This window comes from Pseudomonas sp. NUPR-001 (assembly GCF_052147955.1).
GTDB lineage: Bacteria > Pseudomonadota > Gammaproteobacteria > Pseudomonadales > Pseudomonadaceae > Aquipseudomonas.
Window position 1 is genome coordinate 5,071,994 of record NZ_CP197353.1, and the last position, 18,140, is coordinate 5,090,133.

General features: G+C 60.1%; 21 protein-coding genes and 1 pseudogene. 8 read left to right on the forward strand and 14 right to left on the reverse strand.

Going from position 1 to position 18,140, the window contains the following annotated elements; all coding sequences use genetic code 11:
- Position 1: 1 nt before the first annotated feature.
- Positions 2-1,303, reverse strand: coding sequence for a homogentisate 1,2-dioxygenase (gene hmgA / locus ACP6KB_RS23330; RefSeq protein WP_442109620.1), 1,302 nt, complete (start codon positions 1,301-1,303; stop codon positions 2-4).
- A 173-nt stretch (positions 1,304-1,476) separates the two neighbouring features.
- Here hmgA and ACP6KB_RS23335 point away from each other — a divergent pair, with 173 nt between their 5' ends.
- Positions 1,477-2,262, forward strand: coding sequence for an IclR family transcriptional regulator (locus tag ACP6KB_RS23335; protein ID WP_442109622.1), 786 nt, complete (start codon positions 1,477-1,479; stop codon positions 2,260-2,262).
- 274 nt (positions 2,263-2,536) lie between these two features.
- Here the strand turns inward: ACP6KB_RS23335 and ACP6KB_RS23340 are convergent, their stop codons facing one another.
- From ACP6KB_RS23340 to ACP6KB_RS23360, 5 genes are all read right to left on the reverse strand, one after another.
- Positions 2,537-2,887 (reverse strand): hypothetical protein, encoded by a 351-nt coding sequence (locus ACP6KB_RS23340; protein WP_442109624.1) that lies wholly within the window; start codon positions 2,885-2,887, stop codon positions 2,537-2,539.
- A gap of 121 nt (positions 2,888-3,008) precedes the next feature.
- On the reverse strand, positions 3,009-3,920 hold the full coding sequence (locus ACP6KB_RS23345; protein WP_442109626.1) for an SDR family oxidoreductase: 912 nt from the start codon (positions 3,918-3,920) through the stop codon (positions 3,009-3,011).
- 129 nt (positions 3,921-4,049) lie between these two features.
- Positions 4,050-4,955 carry an alpha/beta fold hydrolase gene (locus ACP6KB_RS23350; RefSeq protein ID WP_442109628.1) on the reverse strand — a complete coding sequence of 302 codons (906 nt, stop codon included), beginning with the start codon at positions 4,953-4,955 and terminating at the stop codon, positions 4,050-4,052.
- Between the two features lie 186 nt (positions 4,956-5,141).
- Positions 5,142-5,828: an LrgB family protein gene (locus ACP6KB_RS23355; RefSeq protein ID WP_442109630.1), complete on the reverse strand. Its 687-nt coding sequence runs from the start codon at positions 5,826-5,828 to the stop codon at positions 5,142-5,144.
- Positions 5,818-6,204: a CidA/LrgA family protein gene (locus tag ACP6KB_RS23360; RefSeq protein ID WP_442109632.1), complete on the reverse strand. Its 387-nt coding sequence runs from the start codon at positions 6,202-6,204 to the stop codon at positions 5,818-5,820. Before ACP6KB_RS23360 ends, ACP6KB_RS23355 begins: the two co-directional genes overlap by 11 nt.
- Before the next feature lie 97 nt (positions 6,205-6,301).
- Between ACP6KB_RS23360 and ACP6KB_RS23365 the strand changes: the two genes are divergently transcribed.
- A complete protein-coding gene (locus tag ACP6KB_RS23365; protein ID WP_442109634.1) occupies positions 6,302-7,189 on the forward strand; it encodes a LysR family transcriptional regulator in 888 nt (295 codons plus the stop codon).
- Here ACP6KB_RS23365 and ACP6KB_RS23370 read toward each other — a convergent pair whose 3' ends face one another.
- On the reverse strand, positions 7,190-7,645 hold the full coding sequence (locus ACP6KB_RS23370; protein ID WP_442109636.1) for a flavodoxin: 456 nt from the start codon (positions 7,643-7,645) through the stop codon (positions 7,190-7,192).
- A gap of 140 nt (positions 7,646-7,785) precedes the next feature.
- On the opposite strand from ACP6KB_RS23370, the gene ACP6KB_RS23375 reads away from it, so the two are divergent.
- Together ACP6KB_RS23375 and ACP6KB_RS23380 are read left to right on the forward strand one after the other, a co-directional pair.
- Positions 7,786-8,244, forward strand: a complete 459-nt coding sequence (locus ACP6KB_RS23375) for a PAS domain-containing protein (RefSeq protein ID WP_442109637.1) — start codon at positions 7,786-7,788, stop codon at positions 8,242-8,244.
- 71 nt (positions 8,245-8,315) lie between these two features.
- Positions 8,316-8,933, forward strand: a complete 618-nt coding sequence (locus tag ACP6KB_RS23380) for a hypothetical protein (RefSeq protein ID WP_442109639.1) — start codon at positions 8,316-8,318, stop codon at positions 8,931-8,933.
- Here the strand turns inward: ACP6KB_RS23380 and ACP6KB_RS23385 are convergent.
- A complete protein-coding gene (locus ACP6KB_RS23385; RefSeq protein ID WP_442109641.1) occupies positions 8,918-9,868 on the reverse strand; it encodes a MerR family transcriptional regulator in 951 nt (316 codons plus the stop codon). The genes ACP6KB_RS23380 and ACP6KB_RS23385 overlap by 16 nt on opposite strands.
- Positions 9,869-10,093: 225 nt before the next feature.
- On the opposite strand from ACP6KB_RS23385, the gene ACP6KB_RS23390 reads away from it, so the two are divergent.
- From ACP6KB_RS23390 to ACP6KB_RS23405, 4 genes are read left to right on the forward strand one after another with little or no spacing between them, the layout of a single operon-like run.
- Positions 10,094-10,663: an antibiotic biosynthesis monooxygenase gene (locus ACP6KB_RS23390; RefSeq protein WP_442109643.1), complete on the forward strand. Its 570-nt coding sequence runs from the start codon at positions 10,094-10,096 to the stop codon at positions 10,661-10,663.
- Positions 10,664-10,719: 56 nt separating this feature from the next.
- On the forward strand, positions 10,720-11,418 hold the full coding sequence (gene folM, locus ACP6KB_RS23395; RefSeq protein WP_442109645.1) for a dihydromonapterin reductase: 699 nt from the start codon (positions 10,720-10,722) through the stop codon (positions 11,416-11,418).
- 24 nt (positions 11,419-11,442) lie between these two features.
- A complete protein-coding gene (locus tag ACP6KB_RS23400) occupies positions 11,443-11,739 on the forward strand; it encodes a DUF1244 domain-containing protein (protein ID WP_442109647.1) in 297 nt (98 codons plus the stop codon).
- Complete coding sequence (locus ACP6KB_RS23405; protein WP_442109649.1) at positions 11,732-12,070, forward strand: HopJ type III effector protein; 339 nt, start codon at positions 11,732-11,734, stop codon at positions 12,068-12,070. Before ACP6KB_RS23400 ends, ACP6KB_RS23405 begins: the two co-directional genes overlap by 8 nt.
- Here the strand turns inward: ACP6KB_RS23405 and ACP6KB_RS23410 are convergent.
- From ACP6KB_RS23410 to ampD, 6 genes and pseudogenes are all read right to left on the reverse strand, one after another.
- Complete coding sequence (locus tag ACP6KB_RS23410) at positions 12,057-13,004, reverse strand: alpha/beta hydrolase family protein (protein ID WP_442109651.1); 948 nt, start codon at positions 13,002-13,004, stop codon at positions 12,057-12,059. The genes ACP6KB_RS23405 and ACP6KB_RS23410 overlap by 14 nt on opposite strands.
- Before the next feature lie 59 nt (positions 13,005-13,063).
- A complete protein-coding gene (gene fabV, locus ACP6KB_RS23415; RefSeq protein ID WP_442109653.1) occupies positions 13,064-14,263 on the reverse strand; it encodes an enoyl-ACP reductase FabV in 1,200 nt (399 codons plus the stop codon).
- A 169-nt stretch (positions 14,264-14,432) separates the two neighbouring features.
- Positions 14,433-15,146 (reverse strand): methyl-accepting chemotaxis protein, encoded by a 714-nt coding sequence (locus ACP6KB_RS23420; protein ID WP_442114367.1) that lies wholly within the window; start codon positions 15,144-15,146, stop codon positions 14,433-14,435.
- A gap of 141 nt (positions 15,147-15,287) precedes the next feature.
- Positions 15,288-16,430, reverse strand: a pseudogene (locus tag ACP6KB_RS23425) (HAMP domain-containing protein); the annotation flags it as partial.
- Between the two features lie 266 nt (positions 16,431-16,696).
- A complete protein-coding gene (gene ampE, locus ACP6KB_RS23430) occupies positions 16,697-17,530 on the reverse strand; it encodes a regulatory signaling modulator protein AmpE (protein ID WP_442109655.1) in 834 nt (277 codons plus the stop codon).
- On the reverse strand, positions 17,527-18,093 hold the full coding sequence (gene ampD, locus ACP6KB_RS23435; protein WP_442109657.1) for a 1,6-anhydro-N-acetylmuramyl-L-alanine amidase AmpD: 567 nt from the start codon (positions 18,091-18,093) through the stop codon (positions 17,527-17,529). Before ampD ends, ampE begins: the two co-directional genes overlap by 4 nt.
- Positions 18,094-18,140: the final 47 nt, after the last annotated feature.

Here is an 18,140-nt window from a genome sequence, read left to right on the forward strand (position 1 = left end):
GTTATCTCCGATGTGGGGTGAAGGTGCTCGGCAAAGTCGCCCAGCATCTATCGTAGTCGGCCTGCAGTTGCGGGCATTCAAGAGCATGGCGGCTCGGACGCAGCACCTGGCTGGTCTCGAACATGAATGCCATGGTGTTGTCGATCTTGTTCGGTGCAAGATCGACGGCAATGGCCTTGGCGCACGTCTCGGCGTCTGGGCCATGGGCACTCATGCAACTGTGCAAGGACGCGCCACCGGGCAGGAAGCCTTCGGCTTTGGCATCGTATTCGCCCTTGATCAGCCCCATGAACTCGTTCATCAGGTTGCGGTGGAACCATGGTGGACGGAAGGTGTTCTCGGCCACCATCCAGCGTGGCGGGAAAATCACGAAGTCGAGGTTGGCCATGCCCGGCACGCTGGTCGGCGAGGTCAGCACGGTAAAAATCGATGGGTCCGGATGGTCGAAGCTGACCGTGCCGATGGTGTTGAACCGGCGCAGGTCGTATTTGTACGGCACGTTGTTGCCGTGCCAGGCGACGACGTCCAGTGGCGAGTGGTTGAGCTCGCAGCCCCACAATTCGCCGAGGAACTTTTGCACCAATTGCACCGGGCCTTGCTGGTCTTCGTAGTGGGCCACCGGCGCGAGGAAGTCGCGAGGATTGGCCAGGCCGTTACTGCCGATCGGGCCCAGGTCTGGAATTCGCAGCGGGGCACCATGGTTTTCGGCAATGTAACCGCGTGCCTGGCTGTCGAGCAGTTCGACGCGGAACTTCAAGCCACGCGGCAGCACGGCAATTTCCAGCGGTTCGACCACCAGCACGCCCAGCTCGGTTACAAGGCGCAGGCGGCCCAGCTCCGGCACCAGCAGCAGTTCGCCGTCGGCGTTGAAGAACACCCGCTCCATCGAGCGGTTCACGCAGTAGTTGTAGATGCTGATACCGGCAGGTTTCTCGCCAGCCGAATTGGCGGCCATGGCTACCCAGCCATCAATGAAATCAGTTGGCTCACTCGGAATCGCCTGTGGGCTCCAGCGCAGGCGGTTAGGCGTTACTGCGCCCAACGGGCCGCCGGCCAACTGCCGCTCCAGACGCTCGAAGCGCGGGTGCAGGGCCGAAGGGCGAATGCGGTACAGCCAGGTACGGCGCTGCTCGCTGCGGCTCATGGTGAAGGCGGTACCGGAGAACAACTCGGCATACAGGCCGTAAGGGGCCTTTTGCGGCGAGTTCTGCCCAACCGGCAAGGCGCCAGGCAAGGCTTCGCTGGCGAATTCGTTGCCGAATCCGCTCAAGTAATCGAGGACGGGGGTGCTTTCGAGGTTCATCGAGCCTCCGGGCCCAATGCAGGCCGGTTGATGGCAGTTGGCTGCAAACCGTTCGCGGTGGCAGTCGCTCTGCGTTATTTTTATCGTAATTACATTACGCATAACGTAATTTGATTGACGAAGACCGTCAAGCTATAAAGACGCCCACCTCGACTACCCGGATCGAATGCACCATGGCCAAAGCCAGCTCCCCCGCCGACAGCGCCGGCAAACAGAAGGTCCGCTCGGCCGAAGTCGGTACCGACATTCTCAAGGCCCTGGCGCAACTGTCGCCCTCGACCTCGCTGTCGCGTCTGGCCGAGCATGTCGACATGCCCGCGAGCAAAGTGCACCGCTACTTGCAGGCGCTGATTGCCAGCGGCTTTGCCGAACAGAACCCGGCCACCAACCACTATGGCCTGGGCCGTGAAGCATTGCGTGTGGGCCTGGCGGCGCTGGGCGGGATGGACGTACTGAAAGTCGCGGCCATGCCGCTGTCACAGCTGCGCGACGCACTCAACGAAAGTTGCTTCATTGCCGTTTGGGGTAACCAGGGGGCAACGGTGGTCAACATTGAACCCGCAGTGCGCGCGGTGACCGTGGTTACCCAGATTGGTTCGGTGCTGCCACTGCTCAGCTCATCGACCGGTCTGGTGTTCGGCGCCTACTTGCCGGAGCGTGAAATCCTCGAACTGCGCGAGCAGGAGCTGGCGGTATCGGGGCACAACGCCAGTGAATATGAAACCTTGTTTGCCAGCATCCGTGAACGCGGCCTGCACCATGTCCATGGCTTGCTGATGCCTGGCGTCGACGCGCTCTCGGCGCCGGTATTCGATGCCATGGGCAAGATTGCCGCCGTGTTGACCGTGGTGGGCCCGACCTCGATTTTCCACGCCGACGAACAAGGCCCGGCCGCTCAGCAATTGCTGGCGGCAGCGAAATTGATCAGCTGGCGCATGGGCTACGAAGAAACGCCTTGAGTGTGCCGGGCACTGTTGCCAGAGGCGCAACAGTGAATGTCACAATTGACTATTTTTCCTTCCAAGTCAGCGTCTTATCCTGTTTACAGCTGGGGCGCAGCCTGCGCTTTCTGGCACCAGGTTCACCGACGTTGATTTTGAAGCTCCTTGATCTGCGTCTTACTTGGCCGCTGCTTTGCAGCGGCCTTTTTTATGCGCGTGTAGGAGCGGGCTTGCCCCGCGAAGCGTTGTGTCTGACCAACCGCAATCGCGGGCCAAGCCCGCTCCTACCGGTTTAATCGTCGCTATCGTCGAAGTGAAAACGATGCAGCACGCGATGGGCAATGGGCGCCAGAATCAATCCGATGCTGGCCACGAATACCAATCCCACATACAAGCCATAAGCCGCGAAGAACAGCTTGCCGCCCATACTCTCGGGCAAGATCACCGGCCCTACCCCACCCAGCAGCAACGTGGCGTTGAAGATCGCATCGTGCAAGGGAATGTGCGGCTCAAAGTACAGGTGCCCAAGCACGCCGAAGAGAATCGAGGCCACCAGCAACAGGCAAGCCGCCAGGGCATGGCGCAACAATCGAAAGCGAAATTGACGGGGCGACAGCACGGCCTCGGTCTTGGACTCGTACATCCTCTGTACTCCTGCATCGGTCATGGCCGCCCAGCATAGGCAGGAACTTGCGGCGACCTCAACCGGCTTGCCCCGCGATGCGGTGTGTCTGAACTAACGATATCGCGGGGCAAGCCCGCTCCTACAGGGCGAACTTTTGCAGGTTGGCCATCATTTGCTGCAACGCCTCCAGGCTGTCGCGCGGGTGCACGGCGTCGGTAAAGTCACCCACCGCCTGCCAGTTGGCCGCGACATCCTCCGGCGTAAAGCCTTGATGCGGGTTGAAGCCCACGCCGAGACTGCGCTCCCAACGCACTTTACCCACCCAGCCACCGCCCACCTCATACAAGCCGCCGCTGTCCTGGCACTGCTCGCTGCCCAGGTAAACCACCAGCGGGCTGATCAGCTCTGGCTTGAGCTGTTCAAAGACTTGCTGCGGAATCAGCCCTTCGGTCATGCGCGTGCCGCCAGTGGGGGCAATGGCATTGACCAGGATGTTGTGCTTGCGCCCTTCAATCGCCAAGGTACGGGTCAGGCCATAGAGGCCGAGCTTGGCCATGCCATAGTTGGCCTGCCCAAAGTTGCCATAGATACCAGAAGTCGAGGCGGTGAAAATCACCCGCCCTGCGTTCTGCTCACGCAGGTGCGGCCAAGCGGCACGGGTCACCTTGTAGGCACCTTCAACATGCACGCGATACACCTGATCCCAGTCGCTGTCTTCCATCTTATGGAAGGTCTTGTCACGCAGGATGCCAGCGTTGTTGACCACCACATCGACGCGGCCAAAGGTGTCCAGCGCCTGCTCGACAATCCGCTGACCATCGGCCACTGAATCGTGGTTGGCCACCGCAGTGCCGCCAGCGTCACGAATCTGCGCTACAACGCAGTCTGCCGCAGAGGCGCTCGCGCCTTCGCCATGGGCCGAACCGCCCAGGTCGTTCACCACAACCTGTGCACCGTGGTGCGCAAACAGCAAGGCATGAGCCCGCCCCAAGCCGCCACCAGCACCGGTCACAATCACCACTTTATCGTCCAGGCGTACCGATTCGTTCATGCTCAACACTCCAGGGAAACCAGCAAGGAATGCCCGAGTGTCGGCCAGCACCTGCCAGCACACAATCAAGCGGGCTCCGGGTGAATGGCAGGCAATAAGGTCAGCCGATGATAAAACCGGCCTGGCCGCTCAGGACCAGGCCACTCTCTGCGCAATCGTTGCCAGCGGCTGTTCGCGAAACGCCAGATAGTGGCGCAGCACCTGTGCCGGTGCTTCGGTGTGGGGGTAGTGGCCGATGCCTTGCAGCAATACGGTATCGGGATTGGGTACCAGTTGCTGGTAGCGTTCCAGCATGTGGGCACCAGAGACGGGATCGACTGCACCGTTGATAAAGCGCAGCGGTACGCCCTCTTTTTGCAGGGCCGCGACCCAGCGCTCACGATGCACCACCCGTTCAGGCAGATAGCCGATCAACTTGTGCAGGATCCGGGTACCGCGGTTGGCTGCCACCAGGCTCCAGCAGTCATCCAGCGCACTTTCACTGGGATGCGTGCACGGGCCATAGACCTGCGTCACGTTACGCACCAAGTCGTCGCGCCCGAACGAGCGAGCCACCAGCCAGCCCAGGCGGCTGAGCAACAGTTTCTGGATCAGCAGGGTTCGATGCCGCTCAGGAAACAATCCACCGTTGAGAAATACGCAACTGGCGATGTTCGCGCGCCCTTCATGATGGCGTGCCAGCAGCTCTTGGGAAACGCTGTCACCGTAATCATGGGCAAATAGATGCACCGGCTGCTCAACCTTCAGGTGTTCGAGCAGAGCCTGCTGCAAATCGGCCTGCTCGATCAGGCTGTAGTTATGATTCAGGGGTTTGGCCGAGTCGCCAAACCCGAGCATGTCGCAGGCAATTAGCCGAAAGCGCTGGGCCAGTGGTGCCCACAGGTAGTGCCAGTCCCAACTGGCGGTGGGAAACCCGTGGATAAGCAGTAGCGGTTCACCTTGCCCTGCTGTCCAGTAACGAATCGTCTGGCCGCGGAACGAAAAGTTCAGGCCCCGGGTACGCCAGACGCACAATGGAATCTCGGCCAAAGGCATCAGCGTAACCCCGGTAAAAAGAGGAGCGTTGTGTTGAGCAAGGCATCAGTTGCGATCATTGCAATCACCTCGGCACATTCGTGTGCTCTACTGCGGGACAGTCTAGTAGGCCCACCGTCGAAGGTAAGTTGCATTGGCAGCCAGCTTATTGACTCTGTGAGTCAGGCCGTCAATAAGCGCGCTCGGTCACACTATAAGTACCAGTAACGGTGCGGCGAACAAGTTGAGTAAGCCGGTCAGCACCATCACCAGGCCTGCCACAGAGCCTTCTTCCCCCCCTACTTCATGCGCCCGGCTGACCCCGGCGCCATGCGCCCCGACCCCGAACAGCGCACCACGGGCTAAGGGTGTGCGCAGCGGCAGGAACTTGAGCAACACGCCACCGAGCATGGCCCCCAGAACACCGGTGAACATCACGAACACCGCCGTCAACTCAGGCACCCCACCTAAATCCTGCGCCAGCGGCATGGCGAACGGTGTAGTAATCGAACGGGGCAGTAACGACAAGCTCACGGCGCTGTCGAGTGACAACAAATGCGCCAGGCCCCAGGAGCTGGCAATGGAGGCCGAACTGCCGACCAGCATGCCCATTGCCAGTGCTGGCCAATGGCGCGCCAACAGGGCGCGCTGTTGCCAGATCGGTATGGCAAACGCCACCGTTACCGGCCCCAGCACCGACATCAACCAGTGGGTGTCACGCGCATACTCGGCGTACGCGGTGTTCAACGGAATAGCCACCGCCAGCAGCAACACTGGCACCAAAATCAGCGGCGACAGCAGGTAGCGCCCAGTGCGCCGATACAACCAGCGGCTGCCCAGGTAGGCCAAAAGCGTCAGCGCCAGCCAGAATAAAGGCATCGGTTCAAAGGTCATGGCGCATTCTCCAGCGGCATACCCATTCCACGGTCAGCGCGGTCAGCACCATGACCACCAGGGTACTGACCCCGATGACCAGCAGAATCCGCCAACCCTCGTCACGTACCAGGCTGCCGTAATCAAGCAGGCTCATCAGCGCCGGTATAAAGAACAGCAGCATTTCAGCCATCAACAAACCAGCGCCCAACTGCAGGGCCGCCGGCTTCAGCCAGCCGAGAGCGAACGCCACTAACAGCAACGCCAGGCCCATCACCCCACCGGGAATCGGCCAGCCGAGCCAGGCCGCCAGTTGGCCGCCGAATGCATACAGGGCCAGAAACACCGTCAACTCGGCAAGCAGGCGCAGGAAGCGTTTGATTGATGCAGGTTTCATCGCAGGGGACCTCTTCAAGGCTTTATTTTAGAGGCCCGTTCGCTACGCTAAAAACGAATTGTTAGACTAGCTTCCATTCCACAATGGAATTTCGATCATGGAATTCAAACAGCTGCGCAGCTTCGTTGAAGTGGTCCGCCACGGCGGCTTCACCCAGGCATCGCAAACCCTGAACATCAGTCAGTCAGCGGTGAGCAAGCAAGTGGCTCAGCTGGAACAGGACCTGGGCGTGGTACTGCTTGATCGACAGGGATCGCAACTGCACCTGACAGACGCCGGAAAGATCGTGCTGGAACGCGGCGAAACCCTGTTGCGTCTGCGCCAGGAACTGAGAAACGAACTCGATGACCTCAGCCATCTGGGCCGTGGTGAACTGCGCCTGGGCCTGCCTTTGCTGGGCAGCGATGCGCTGTTTGCCGGACTGTTTGCCGAATACCGGCGGCGTTATCCGAACATCAGCATTCATTTGCTTGAAGGCGGTAGCCGCAGCGTCGAGCAGGCGGTATTGAGCGGCGAACTGGAACTGGGTGGCAGCTTGACGCCGAACGATCCGGCGTTTGCCTTCCAGCCATTTTGCAATGAAGCACTGGATGCGCTACTGCCGATCGATCACCCACTGGCCAATAATGGCCAGATCAGCCTGGCGCAGTTGGCCGATACGCCGTTTCTGCTGTATCAACGCAGCTTCGTGCTCAATGATCGGCTGCTCAGTGCCTGTCAGCAGTTGGGGTTCACCCCACGCGAAGGTGGGCGCAGCGGCCAGGCTGACTTTCTCGCAGCGCTGGTCGCTGCCGGCCAGGGTGTGGTGTTGCTGCCCCGCGTGGTGGCGCGGGGCCTGGAGCGCCCGGGGGTGGTTCGCCTGGAATTGAGCGAACCCGCAGACTTGCGTTGGGACATCGCTTTCATCTGGCGCCAGGGCGCCTACCTGTCGCGTGCCGCCCAAGCCTGGCTGCAGCTGCTACGCGAGCAACCGCAGCCGGGCTGATCAGCCGCGCAGGTTGCCGATCAGCTCAGCTAGCCACGGCTCGGCGTCAGTTTCCGGGGTGACTGTTTCGCTGGCATCCAGGCGCAACATTGGCTGCACCTCGTTGATGCCCAGTTCGGCGAACAGTTCGCGCATTTGCTCGCCACCGCCACAGAAGGTGTCGCCATAGCTGGAATCGCCCAGGCCAATCACCGCACCCGGCAGCCCGCGCCAGGCGGCTGGCAACCGATCACGTATTTCGCTGAACAGCGGCATCAGGTTGTCGGGCAGCTCACCCATACCGGTGGTCGAAGTCACGGCCAGGAAGGCTTCGGGGGCAAAGCCCTGGAGGTCTTGCAAGGTCGCGCGGGCAGCGTGCCAGGCCTCGAAACCTGCGGCCTTGAGCAGTGCCTCGGCATGCCGTGCGACTTCTTCGGCCGTACCGTAGACCGACCCGGAAAGGATAGCGACTTTCATAGTAGATTCCGAAACTGAGTAAAAACGTAGGATACTAGCATCGGACACTGGCAAAAGGCCGCATTCTTCACGTGTGAGCCCCAGACCAATCCTCTAGAATCAGCCAGCGCGCCTAACCGACTACCTTGCGAACCCTGCCGATGATCAACGCCCAACTGCTGCAACGCATGATTGATGCCTCCAACGACGGCATTGTGGTCGCCGAACAGGAAGGCGATGACGACACCATCTTGATCTACGTGAATCCGGCATTTGAACGCCTGACCGGCTATGAGGCCAACGACATCCTCTACCGCGACTGCCGCTTTTTGCAGAACGATGACCGTGATCAGGCCGCACGCGATGCGATCCGTGCCGCGATCAAGAGCGGCCAGCCAAGCCGGGAAATCCTGCGCAACTACCGCAAGGACGGCAGCGTATTCTGGAATGAGCTGTCCATTACTCCGGTGGTCAACGAGGCCGACCAACTGAAGTATTTCATCGGCATCCAGAAAGATGTCAGCCGTCAGGTCGAGGCCGAACAGCGGGTAAAGCAATTGGAAATCGAGCTGGCGCAGGCACGGGCACGCATTGCTGAACTAGAAAACGACCAACGGTAAAACTAAACCACCGAATGGTTGTCCATGACGGTGACGAAACGCATTCACGACTGACACGTTCGAGTTCGACCATGCAAGCAAACGCCCTCCTGACCCAGGATGAGTTGGATTTCATCAGGTCCATGCAGCACGCCCCACAGCCCGCGTCGGCTGAGTCGTTGTCGCGCCTGATGGTCAATGCTGGCAGCGAAATCAAAAGCCTGCTGACGCAATTGATTGCCCAGGAACAGGTCACCTTGCAGGCGCAGTTCGATAACCACCAGATGACCTTTCCCCTGCACCTGGTCGAAGACGAGTTCCATTCCCTGCAGTTGCAACTGGGTGCACCGCACATCTACGAAGAAGGCCCGATGGTGCGGCCATGGCGCCTGACCCTGGCAACGCCGCTGGCGCTGGAAGATGAGCTGGGCCTGAGTACCGGCCTGTGGGTGCGGGAAATTTCGTTCAAGGGCGTGTTGCTGGAAGTACGTGATCAGCCCAAACCACCGAGCCGCTTCGACCTCTGGTTCGCACCGGATCATTGCGCCCCGATTGCCCTGCACGGCGTGCTGCAGCGCCGCACCGGCCGCAACCTGGCGGCCTACAACCTGAGTGGCAGTCAGCCGTCAGAAATCGAACGGCTGCGCGAGTACATTCTCCAGGCCCATCGTCAGGCCCATCCGGAGTTACACCCTCAGCTGTCCAGGTGACCGGCCAGGTATTGCTGCAAGCGTCGGCGCATCAAACGACCTTCGCTGCCCAGGCAAGCCACTTGCGAACCGATCAAACTATCCTGGGCCAGGTCGGCGGCCTCCCCGGCCAACAGCACGGGGCATTCCACAGTCAAGGCCAGGCGGGCCAGGCGCTTGGGCAGATCTTGCGCTGGCGGGTGGTTTGAGAACAGCACCAGTGCGTGGGGCGTCATGCGCTCACACACCAGGCCCAGCTCTTCTACAGGCTGACCCAGGCCTAACACTGTCACGCCGATATCGCTGCTCCCCAACAGCAATGCCGCGACCAACAACTCCAGCTCACGGCAATGGCCAGGGATCGCCGCGAGCAACACCCTGACTTCTTGCTGTTCGGCAGAGAGTTGCAGCCGCTGCAACACACGCCCACGCAGAAATCCGTCGAGAAACAGCCATTCGCTGAAATGGCCAAAGGCTTCTTTGGTACTGCGAAGCTCCTGCCACACCGGCAAAAAGATGTCCTGGAACGCCACTACCAACGGGTAGCTGCTGAACACCTGGCCGTAAACCTGTTCCAGGCGCTGCGCGTCAAACGCTCTGACGGCCTGGCGCAGTTGCAACTGCCATTGTTTGTAGTCACCCACACAAGCCTGGATAGATACAGGCTCGGATTGCGGTTTCAGGCTTTGGCTGCGGGCAAGCACTTTGCCGACCTTGCTGACCGCCACGCCCCGCTCGATCCAACCCAAAATGGTGCGGACTTCTTCAATATCGGCGTGAGAATACAGGCGATGCCCACTTTCGGTGCGTGTTGGCTGAATCAGCCCATAACGACGCTCCCAAGCCCGCAAGGTGACCGGGTTGATACCGGTCAAACGCGACACTTCGCGAATGGGGAAGAGTTCCTCGTGATTGAGGTCGCCAGGACTCAACGAAGGCTGGGCAGGTTCAAGCATTGCCGGAAAACCACGATATTTGGGGGACGTGGCCCATTCTACTCTGGGCAACGGGAGAGCGACCACGCCCATTTCTTTGAGCAGGTATGACGTCAGCACTGACGAGTCAGGTTAATTCAGGAATAATCTGCGCCCGATTTTTGCATGCAAGCAGATGCCGTCCACCACCCCGGACGCATTTCATGGGCAGGCCACCCGCCACGCCCAGTTGCCAGGAGATACACAATGTCTACCCCTCCGGTTACCTTGATGGTGACACGCCGCGTCGCTGCCGGCCGCTATCAAGACCTCATGAGCTGGCTGCACGAAGGCGAACAGCTGGCCACCGACTTCACCGGCTACCTGGGCTCCGGCGTCCTGGCCCCACCGCCCCAAGGCGATGAATTCCAGATCATCTTCCGCTTCACCAACGAGCAGACCATGCAGGCCTGGGAGCACTCGGCATCGCGCAAGGCCTGGCTGAGCCGCGGCAATGGCCTGTTCGAACAACCGCTGGAACTACGCGCCAGTGGCCTGGACGGCTGGTTTGGCACCAATCCGGTGCAGCGCCCACCGCGCTGGAAACAAGCGGTGGCAATTTGGCTGGCGTTCTTTCCGGTCTCGTTACTGTTCAATCTGCTGTTCGGTCACTGGTTGAGCGCTCTCGAACTGGTGCCGAGAATCTTGCTCAGCACGCTGGGGCTCACGCCGTTGATGGTGTACTTCTTCATTCCGCTGTCGACCCGTTTGCTGGCCAATTGGCTCAATACCCCGGCGCGCCGCCCCGGGCCGCAGGGTGCGCGCAACCCCGCCTAGTTCGGGTATGCTGGGGGCTACCTGAAAAGAACCTGAAAAAGTTGACCGCCCCCACCATGAACAGCCCAATTCTTGTCACCGGAGCCAGCCAGCGAGTCGGACTGGCGCTGGCCGTGAACCTGGCGCAGGCCGGCCATACCGTGGTCAGCGCCAGCCGAAGCAAAAGCCCTGAGGCGGCCCACCCCAACATCATCCAGTTCCAGGCCGACCTGTGCCGGGAAGACGACCGCCTGGCCCTGATCGAACACCTGCAAAACCACTATGACGGCCTGCGCGCCATCGTCCACAACGCCTCACTGTGGCTCGATGATGACCTGGCCAACCTCAACACCATGTTCAAACTGCACGTCGAAGCGCCCTACCACCTGAACCTGGCGCTGGGCGAGCAACTGCTGAAAATGGACAAGGCCGACATCATCCACATCTGCGACGAGACCTCTTCGCGCGGCAGCAAGAGCCACATTGGCTACGCCGCCACCAAGGCCGCATTGCAGAACATGGTGCTGTCATTTGCCGAAAAGTACGCACCAAAGGTCAGGGTCAACGCCATCTTGCCAGGGCTGCTGATTCTCAAGGAGAACAGCGATGAAGCCTACCGCAAGCAAACCCTGAAAAAGGCCCTGCTGGAATTCGAGCCTGGCGCGCAGCCTCTGATCGAGGCCGTGCAGTTTCTGCTCGAAAGCCAATACAGCACCGGCAGCAATGTGGTGATCAACGGTGGCCGCCACCTGAAAAGCCGCATCGCGGTAGACTGACGCATCTTTGTGACGAGAACGACCATGAACGACCAACAGAAACTCGAGCTCGAAGCGGCGGCGTTTCGCCGTCTGGTAGCTCATCTGGACAGCCGCAAGGATGTGCAGAACATTGACCTGATGAACCTCTCCGGCTTCTGCCGAAACTGCCTGTCCAAGTGGTACAAGGCCGCTGCCGATGAGCGTCAGATCGAGCTGAGCATGGACGAGGCCCGCGAAGTGGTCTACGGCATGCCGTACGCCGATTGGAAAGCCCAATACCAGAAAGAAGCCAGCGCCGAACAGCAAGCGGCGTTCGCCAAAGGAAAACCCAATGTCTGATCTGAACACCCTGCGCAGCAGCCTGAAATCGGGCGAACATCAATTCGCCGACACCCTGGCCTTTATCGCCGCCCACTACGACTACCAGCCGCAAGCGTTCAACAACGGTGGCGTAGAAAGCGCTGCCGGGCAGAACGAAGGCTCCTGCAAGACCCTGGGCCTGGCGCTGCTTGAAGGCCTGAGCACTGAAGAAGCGCTGCTGGCCTTTGGCGAGCATTACCGCTCGGTGCTGGCTACCCCTGAAGGTAGCGACCACGCCAACATCCGCGCCCTGATCAAACACGGCCTGAGCGCAGTGAAATTTGCCGAGCAGCCACTCAAGGCTCGCTAAACGCCGTCAGGCATCCTGGCGTGTCGTCGGCCAGTTGCCCCTGCTGCAACCACTGCAGGGCAATTGGCCAGAGCCGTTGCTGGAAGCGGTTGTGGAAAAAAGCGAAATGGCCAATCTGCGCCACATCGATATCGTCAGGTGCGATACGCAGATGGCTACGGTCGCTGGATGTGAAGTAGCCCAGTAAACGTTCGATCGCCGGGATCGTACCGAAAGGGTCATCGGTCAGGCTGATCGCCAGGGTTTGTGCTTTGACCCGGGCAAACGGCAAGTCCGCCACCGTTTTCGCGCTGGGGCGCAGCTCATAGGTTGCGGTCCTGGTCGTCCAATCCTGTACCACGCCTGCAGGCGTGTCCTCCAGCCAGCCCAGGCGCTTGCCCGGAAAATAGCCAAACACCCGCGTCAGCAAGGGCATCACCAGGTGCCATTTGCCCAACAGTTGCCAGCGACTGTCGGCGGCATAGTCCCGCCAGTAAGCGAACTGTGCCCCCACGGTTACCAGCCTGCGCACCTGAACTGACGACGCCGCCAGCCCCGCCGCGCAGCCACCGAAGCTGTGACCGACGACATCAATCGGCTGCCCGGGAAACTCGCGCACCGCGCGCTGCACCATGGCCTCGAAATCCAGCGCCCCCCAATCAGTCCAGGAGGCGTTGAAATGACGCATGGAGGCTGGGCGCGACTCACCGATGCCGCGATAGTCATAGGTCATGACATCGAAGCCGTGGCTGAACAGATACTGGGCAAATCGCGCGTAATAGCTGCAACGCACCGAGGTTGCGGCGTTGATGATCACAACCGGGCGGGTGGTGTCTGGCAGCTCATGGCGCCAACAAAAGCCACCCAGCAGGTAGCCATCGCCTGCACGCTCTTGAAAAGCGCACGCGGTGTTGCTGGCGGCTGGCAAAGGGGGAAATGTTTCGAGGCTGCTCATAGGGAAACCTCAAACAGTCACTCCCGCCGCGCGAACGCAGCGGGGGTGGACAGGGGTGATTACAGCTCGATGCAGTCGAACTGTACGTCAGTGGCAACGTCGGCGTCATAGTCGACATCCGCACGCTCGAAGCCGAACAGGTTGAGGAACTGCTTTTTGTAACCGGCGTAGTCGGTCAATTCAAACAGGTTCTCGGTGGTCACCTTAGGCCACAGGGCCTTGCAGGCATCCTGCACGTCATCACGCAGTTCCCAGTCGTCCAGACGCAGACGGCCTTCGCTGTCCAGCTCTACTGGTTTGCCGTCTTCACGGTACATACGATCACGGAACATGCGGTCGAGCTGGTCTTGAGTACCTTCGTGGACCTTCTTCTCTTTCATGATCTTGAAGACCATCGACAGGTACAGCGGCATTACCGGGATGGCCGAGCTGGCTTGAGTCACAACCGACTTGAGCACAGCAACGTTAGCAGAACCACCAACCTTCGTGCCGAGACGCTTGGCAGTTTCGTCCAGATCCTGCTTGGCTTTGCCCAGCGCACCGTGCCAGTAGATTGGCCAGGTGATCTCGGTGCCGATGTAGCTGAAGGCTACGGTGCGAGCTTGCGGTGCCAGCACGCCTGCTTCATTCAGGGCATCGATCCACAGCTCCCAATCCTGACCACCCATGACGGTCACAGTGTCAGCAATTTCTTGCTCGGTAGCGGGTTCGATGGCCGCTTCGATGATCGTGTCTTTGTTGGTGTCGATAGCGGTCGACTTGTACGGCTCGCCGATCGGCTTGAGTGCCGAACGCACCAGTTCACCAGTCTTCGGCAGCTTGCGCACTGGCGATGCCAGCGAGTAGATCACCAGGTCAACCTGGCCGCCCATTTCGTTTTTGATCAGCTCGATAACCTTGGCGCGTGCTTCGTCAGAGAAGGCGTCACCATTGATCGACTTGCTGTACAGGCCTTCTTGCTTGGCGAACTTGTCGAAAGCAGCAGCGTTGTACCAGCCAGCGGTACCGGCTTTGGTTTCAGTGCCCGGTTTTTCGAAGAACACGCCCAGGGTGTCAGCGCCAAAACCGAATGCCGCAGTGATACGTGCCGCCAGGCCATAACCGCTGGAAGCGCCGATCACCAGGACCTTTTTCGGACCATCCTTGCGCACGCCCAGCTTGCGGGTGGCTTCGATCTGATCACGTACGTTCAGCTCGCAACCGGTCGGATGCGTAGTGGTGCAGATAAAACCGCGAACTTTAGGATGGATGATGGCCAATGTCTGTACCTCTTCAGTGAATATGCTGAGGGAGCCGAATCGCGAGGACTCGAGGTTCCGTTGCTGTGAGGGTGAGACTACACCCGCAGCGTTGCCGACACATCCGACTCCCCGGAATCCTTCAGGGCGCTACTTTGTCACAGCGTGGAAAACTTCAGCAACCGCTGCCTCAGACTCTAAATGCACTGATCAAGCGCTTCAATTCCATCACCTGGGCTGACAACTGGCGGCTGGCATCCTCGGTTTGATGCGCGCCCTGGGTGGTGTGTTCGGCGGCGCGATTGATTTCGACGATGTTCTGGTCAATGTCCTGAGCCACGGCAGTTTGTTGTTCCACTGCAGCAGCGATCTGCTGGTTCTGGTCAACGATACTGCCGACTGCGCCGAGGATGTTCTCCAGCGCCTGCTGTACCTGCTGTGACTGCTCGACGGTGCCAGCCGCCACCTGATGGCTGGCGTCCATGGCCTTGACCGCCGCACCGACACCATTGTGCAGCCGGGAAATCATCTGCTCGATTTCTTCGGTTGAATGCTGGGTACGCTTGGCCAGGGTCCGCACCTCATCGGCCACCACCGCAAAACCACGTCCCTGCTCGCCGGCGCGTGCGGCTTCGATGGCCGCATTGAGAGCGAGTAGATTGGTCTGCTCAGCGATGCTCTTGATCACCTCAAGCACGCGGCTGATCGCCTGGCTGTCACTGGCCAGCTGGTTGATCACCTCCACCGATTGATCGATTTCCCCGGCCAGGCGCACGATATTCCCCTGCTGGGACTCGACCAGACCACGACCACTGACGGTTTCCTGATTGACGCTATGGGCACTGTTGACCGCAGCGGCGGCGCTGCGCGCCACCTCCTGGGCGGTCGCCGACATCTGGTTCATGGCCGTAGCCACCTGTTCGATCTGCCCACGCTGGCCGCTGACCGCCTGATTGCTGCGTGCCGATACTGCATGCACCTGCTCGGTCTGGCGCTCCACCTCTAGCACCGTGCGCCCCACCTGCTCGATCAGGTCATGGATGCGCTGCACTGTGCCGTTGAACACCTGGCCCAACTCCCCCAGCTCATCGCGGCTGTTGGCGCGAAAATTCACGGTCATGTCGCCGGCCGCAACCTTGTCCATCACCGCACCGAGGGTTTTCAGGGTATGCCGGGTTGAGGCGTAGAAGCCGCCGTACAGGTAGACAATCAGCAAAAATACAGCGGCCAGGGCCGATACCAGCAGCACCATGTGCAACTGATGCTTGCCCAGGCGCTGCTGCAATTGCTGGTCGAGGAATTCGCCAGTGGCAGTGTTCAGCGCATAGGTCTGCGCCATCAGGTTGCTGACCTGCTGATAAAACGCAGACCAGGGCGCGTCGAGGGTGTCGGCCATGACCACCTGCTCTTCGATCATCTCGCCCGCCCGCTTCAACGACGCCTGGCTGGCAGCGGCCAAGGTACCGAGTTGCACGTTTGCAGCAGGATCGCTGGCCAATGCATCTTCGACCTTGAGTGCGTAGTTGGCGGCGAGTTTGTCCAGACGCTGCAACACATCTTCAAAACGCGTACTGGTCGCCGAATTGAGAAAGCCCTGGCCCAGCGAATAAGCGCCCATGGCCCGGCCGTCACCGAGTATCTGGGTCACCTCCGGGGTGACAGTGGTCATCAACTCAGTGAGTTGGCGAATCACCGGGTCGCTGTCCTGATTAAGGCCGGCATGGCTGGCGATCAATTTGCTCAGCACCTGGGCCTGGCCTAACAGTTTGTCCAGGTGGGCAACCTTGCTTGTCAGTGAAGACTCCGCCTGCGCGGTCTTGAGCACGCTGAGCATTTCGTCGCGCTTGGCACGAAAATCTGCGGCCTGTTGCTCATCAACGGTCACGGCGTTGAGCCCGGCGAGGCGGCTCTGCACCTGTTGTTGGAGGCGCGATATCTGCGATTCCAGATCCGCTGCCTTCCCCGACTGCCCGAGCACGGCATTGATCTGCACCAGGCTACCCAGGGCCTCCAGATCACCTCGCAAGGCCAGGCTGCTGTTGAGCAGCGCAAGGCTCTGCAACTCGACCTGGGTTGCTCGGAACTGTGCGTAGGAGTCGCGGACCAGATAAAAGTTGGTCACCAGCATGGGCAGGAAAAACAGAATACTAATCAGGCTGAACTTCATCCCGAAGCTCAAACGATTCATCAGCGCGATGGCCGGATACAACAGGCTCTTCACGGGCAGTCCCCTCCGATTCTTATTGTTCTGCGCGCACAATGGCACTAGGCCACTGATGTTTTTCACCAGCCTCTGTATAGCGCATATCGGAACGGGGTTTTGTAACTTAAGGTTAAGCAGCAAAAAATCTGCGTGTAGGAGCGGGCTTGCCCCGCGATTGCGATCCAACAGACACACCGCAATCGCGGGGCAAGCCCGCTCCCACAGCAAGCCCGCACAATTAGTAGTAGGGATCAGCCCAGCACGGTCCACAGGGCGAAGCAGGCGTACCACAGCACCGCAGAACGCAGCAGCAGTTCCCACAGTGAATCCAGCCCTACCAACCCCTCGGGGCCTGCAGGAGCACCTTTAGGCATCTCTCCGGCAACATGACCGACCGCTGCGATCAATCGGGCCGCCGGGATGTTCCAGTGCAACAGCTCATGCAGCATCACCCGGCTGACGGAAACAAAGTTACCCACCAAGGCAAAGCTCACACCCAGCACCCGCACCGGTGCCCAGTCGAAGGCATGGCGCAATTGCTGGGCACGTTCGCGCAGCGCTGCAGATTGGGAATGTTCCGCCGTCAGCGCGAGCAAGCGGTAGGCCAGCGCCGCGGCAGGCCCCAGCAGCACATACCAGAAAATCACCGCAAAAAAGCTCTGGTAGGCTTGCCACAATAGGTGGCCCTGAACCCGTTCCAGCAGCGAAGAAGCATCGTCTCCGGTCACGCCCAGATCGCGCTCGGCCACATGCACCGCAGCCTGCTCATCGCCCCGCCGCCAGGCATCGCGAAACGGGCCAAGCGAGGCTTTGACATCGCCTCGGCCCAGGCTGTAGATCAGCACCAGTAAGTGCAGCGGGAGTGCCAACAAACCATAGGCAACCGGTTCCAGCACTTGATCCAACATGGCCAGCAACAGCACTGGCGCGAGTACCAGGATTGAAAGCACCCACCACGGATGCGCCTTGCTGTTGCGCTCCAGGCGCGCCAGTTCGCTGCGAAAGAAGCCATCGCGTTGCAATTGCTGACGAAAGGCCGAGAACTTCTCGACCCACAGCACCAGTAACAACACCAGAAAACTCATGATTCGCCCCCATTTCCTTGCAAGGCCGCACGATAGCGCGGCCAGTCAAAGGCCGGCCCCGGGTCGGTCTTGCGCCCCGGAGCGATGTCGCTGTGGCCTTGAATCCGTTGTGCGTCGATGGCCGGCCAGGCAGTCTGGATCTGCTGGGTCAACGCCTGCAAAGCCTGGTACTGAGCATCGGTAAATGGCAACTCGTCGGTGCCTTCAAGCTCGATACCGATGGAAAAGTCGTTACACGCCTCACGCCCGGCAAAGCTGGACACCCCGGCATGCCAGGCACGATCCAGGCAAGAAACGAACTGAGTGACCTTGCCGTCACGCTCGATGAGAAAATGCGCAGAGACGCGCAGATGCTTGATCCCTTCAAAATACGGGTGTTCATTGGGGTCCAGGCGGTTCTGGAAAAACTCCTGGACCTTACCGGTAGCGAACTGCGCCGGCGGCAGGCTGATGTTGTGGATCACCAGCAGGGAGATAACCTCGCCTTCGGCACGGGCATTGAAATTCGGCGAGGGGCAATGGGTAATACCGGCGAACCAGCCTGTAGCGCGGTCCAGTTGCATAGAAGATCCTGAGGTACAAGAGCACAGCCCCAGTATGCCCCGAGGCG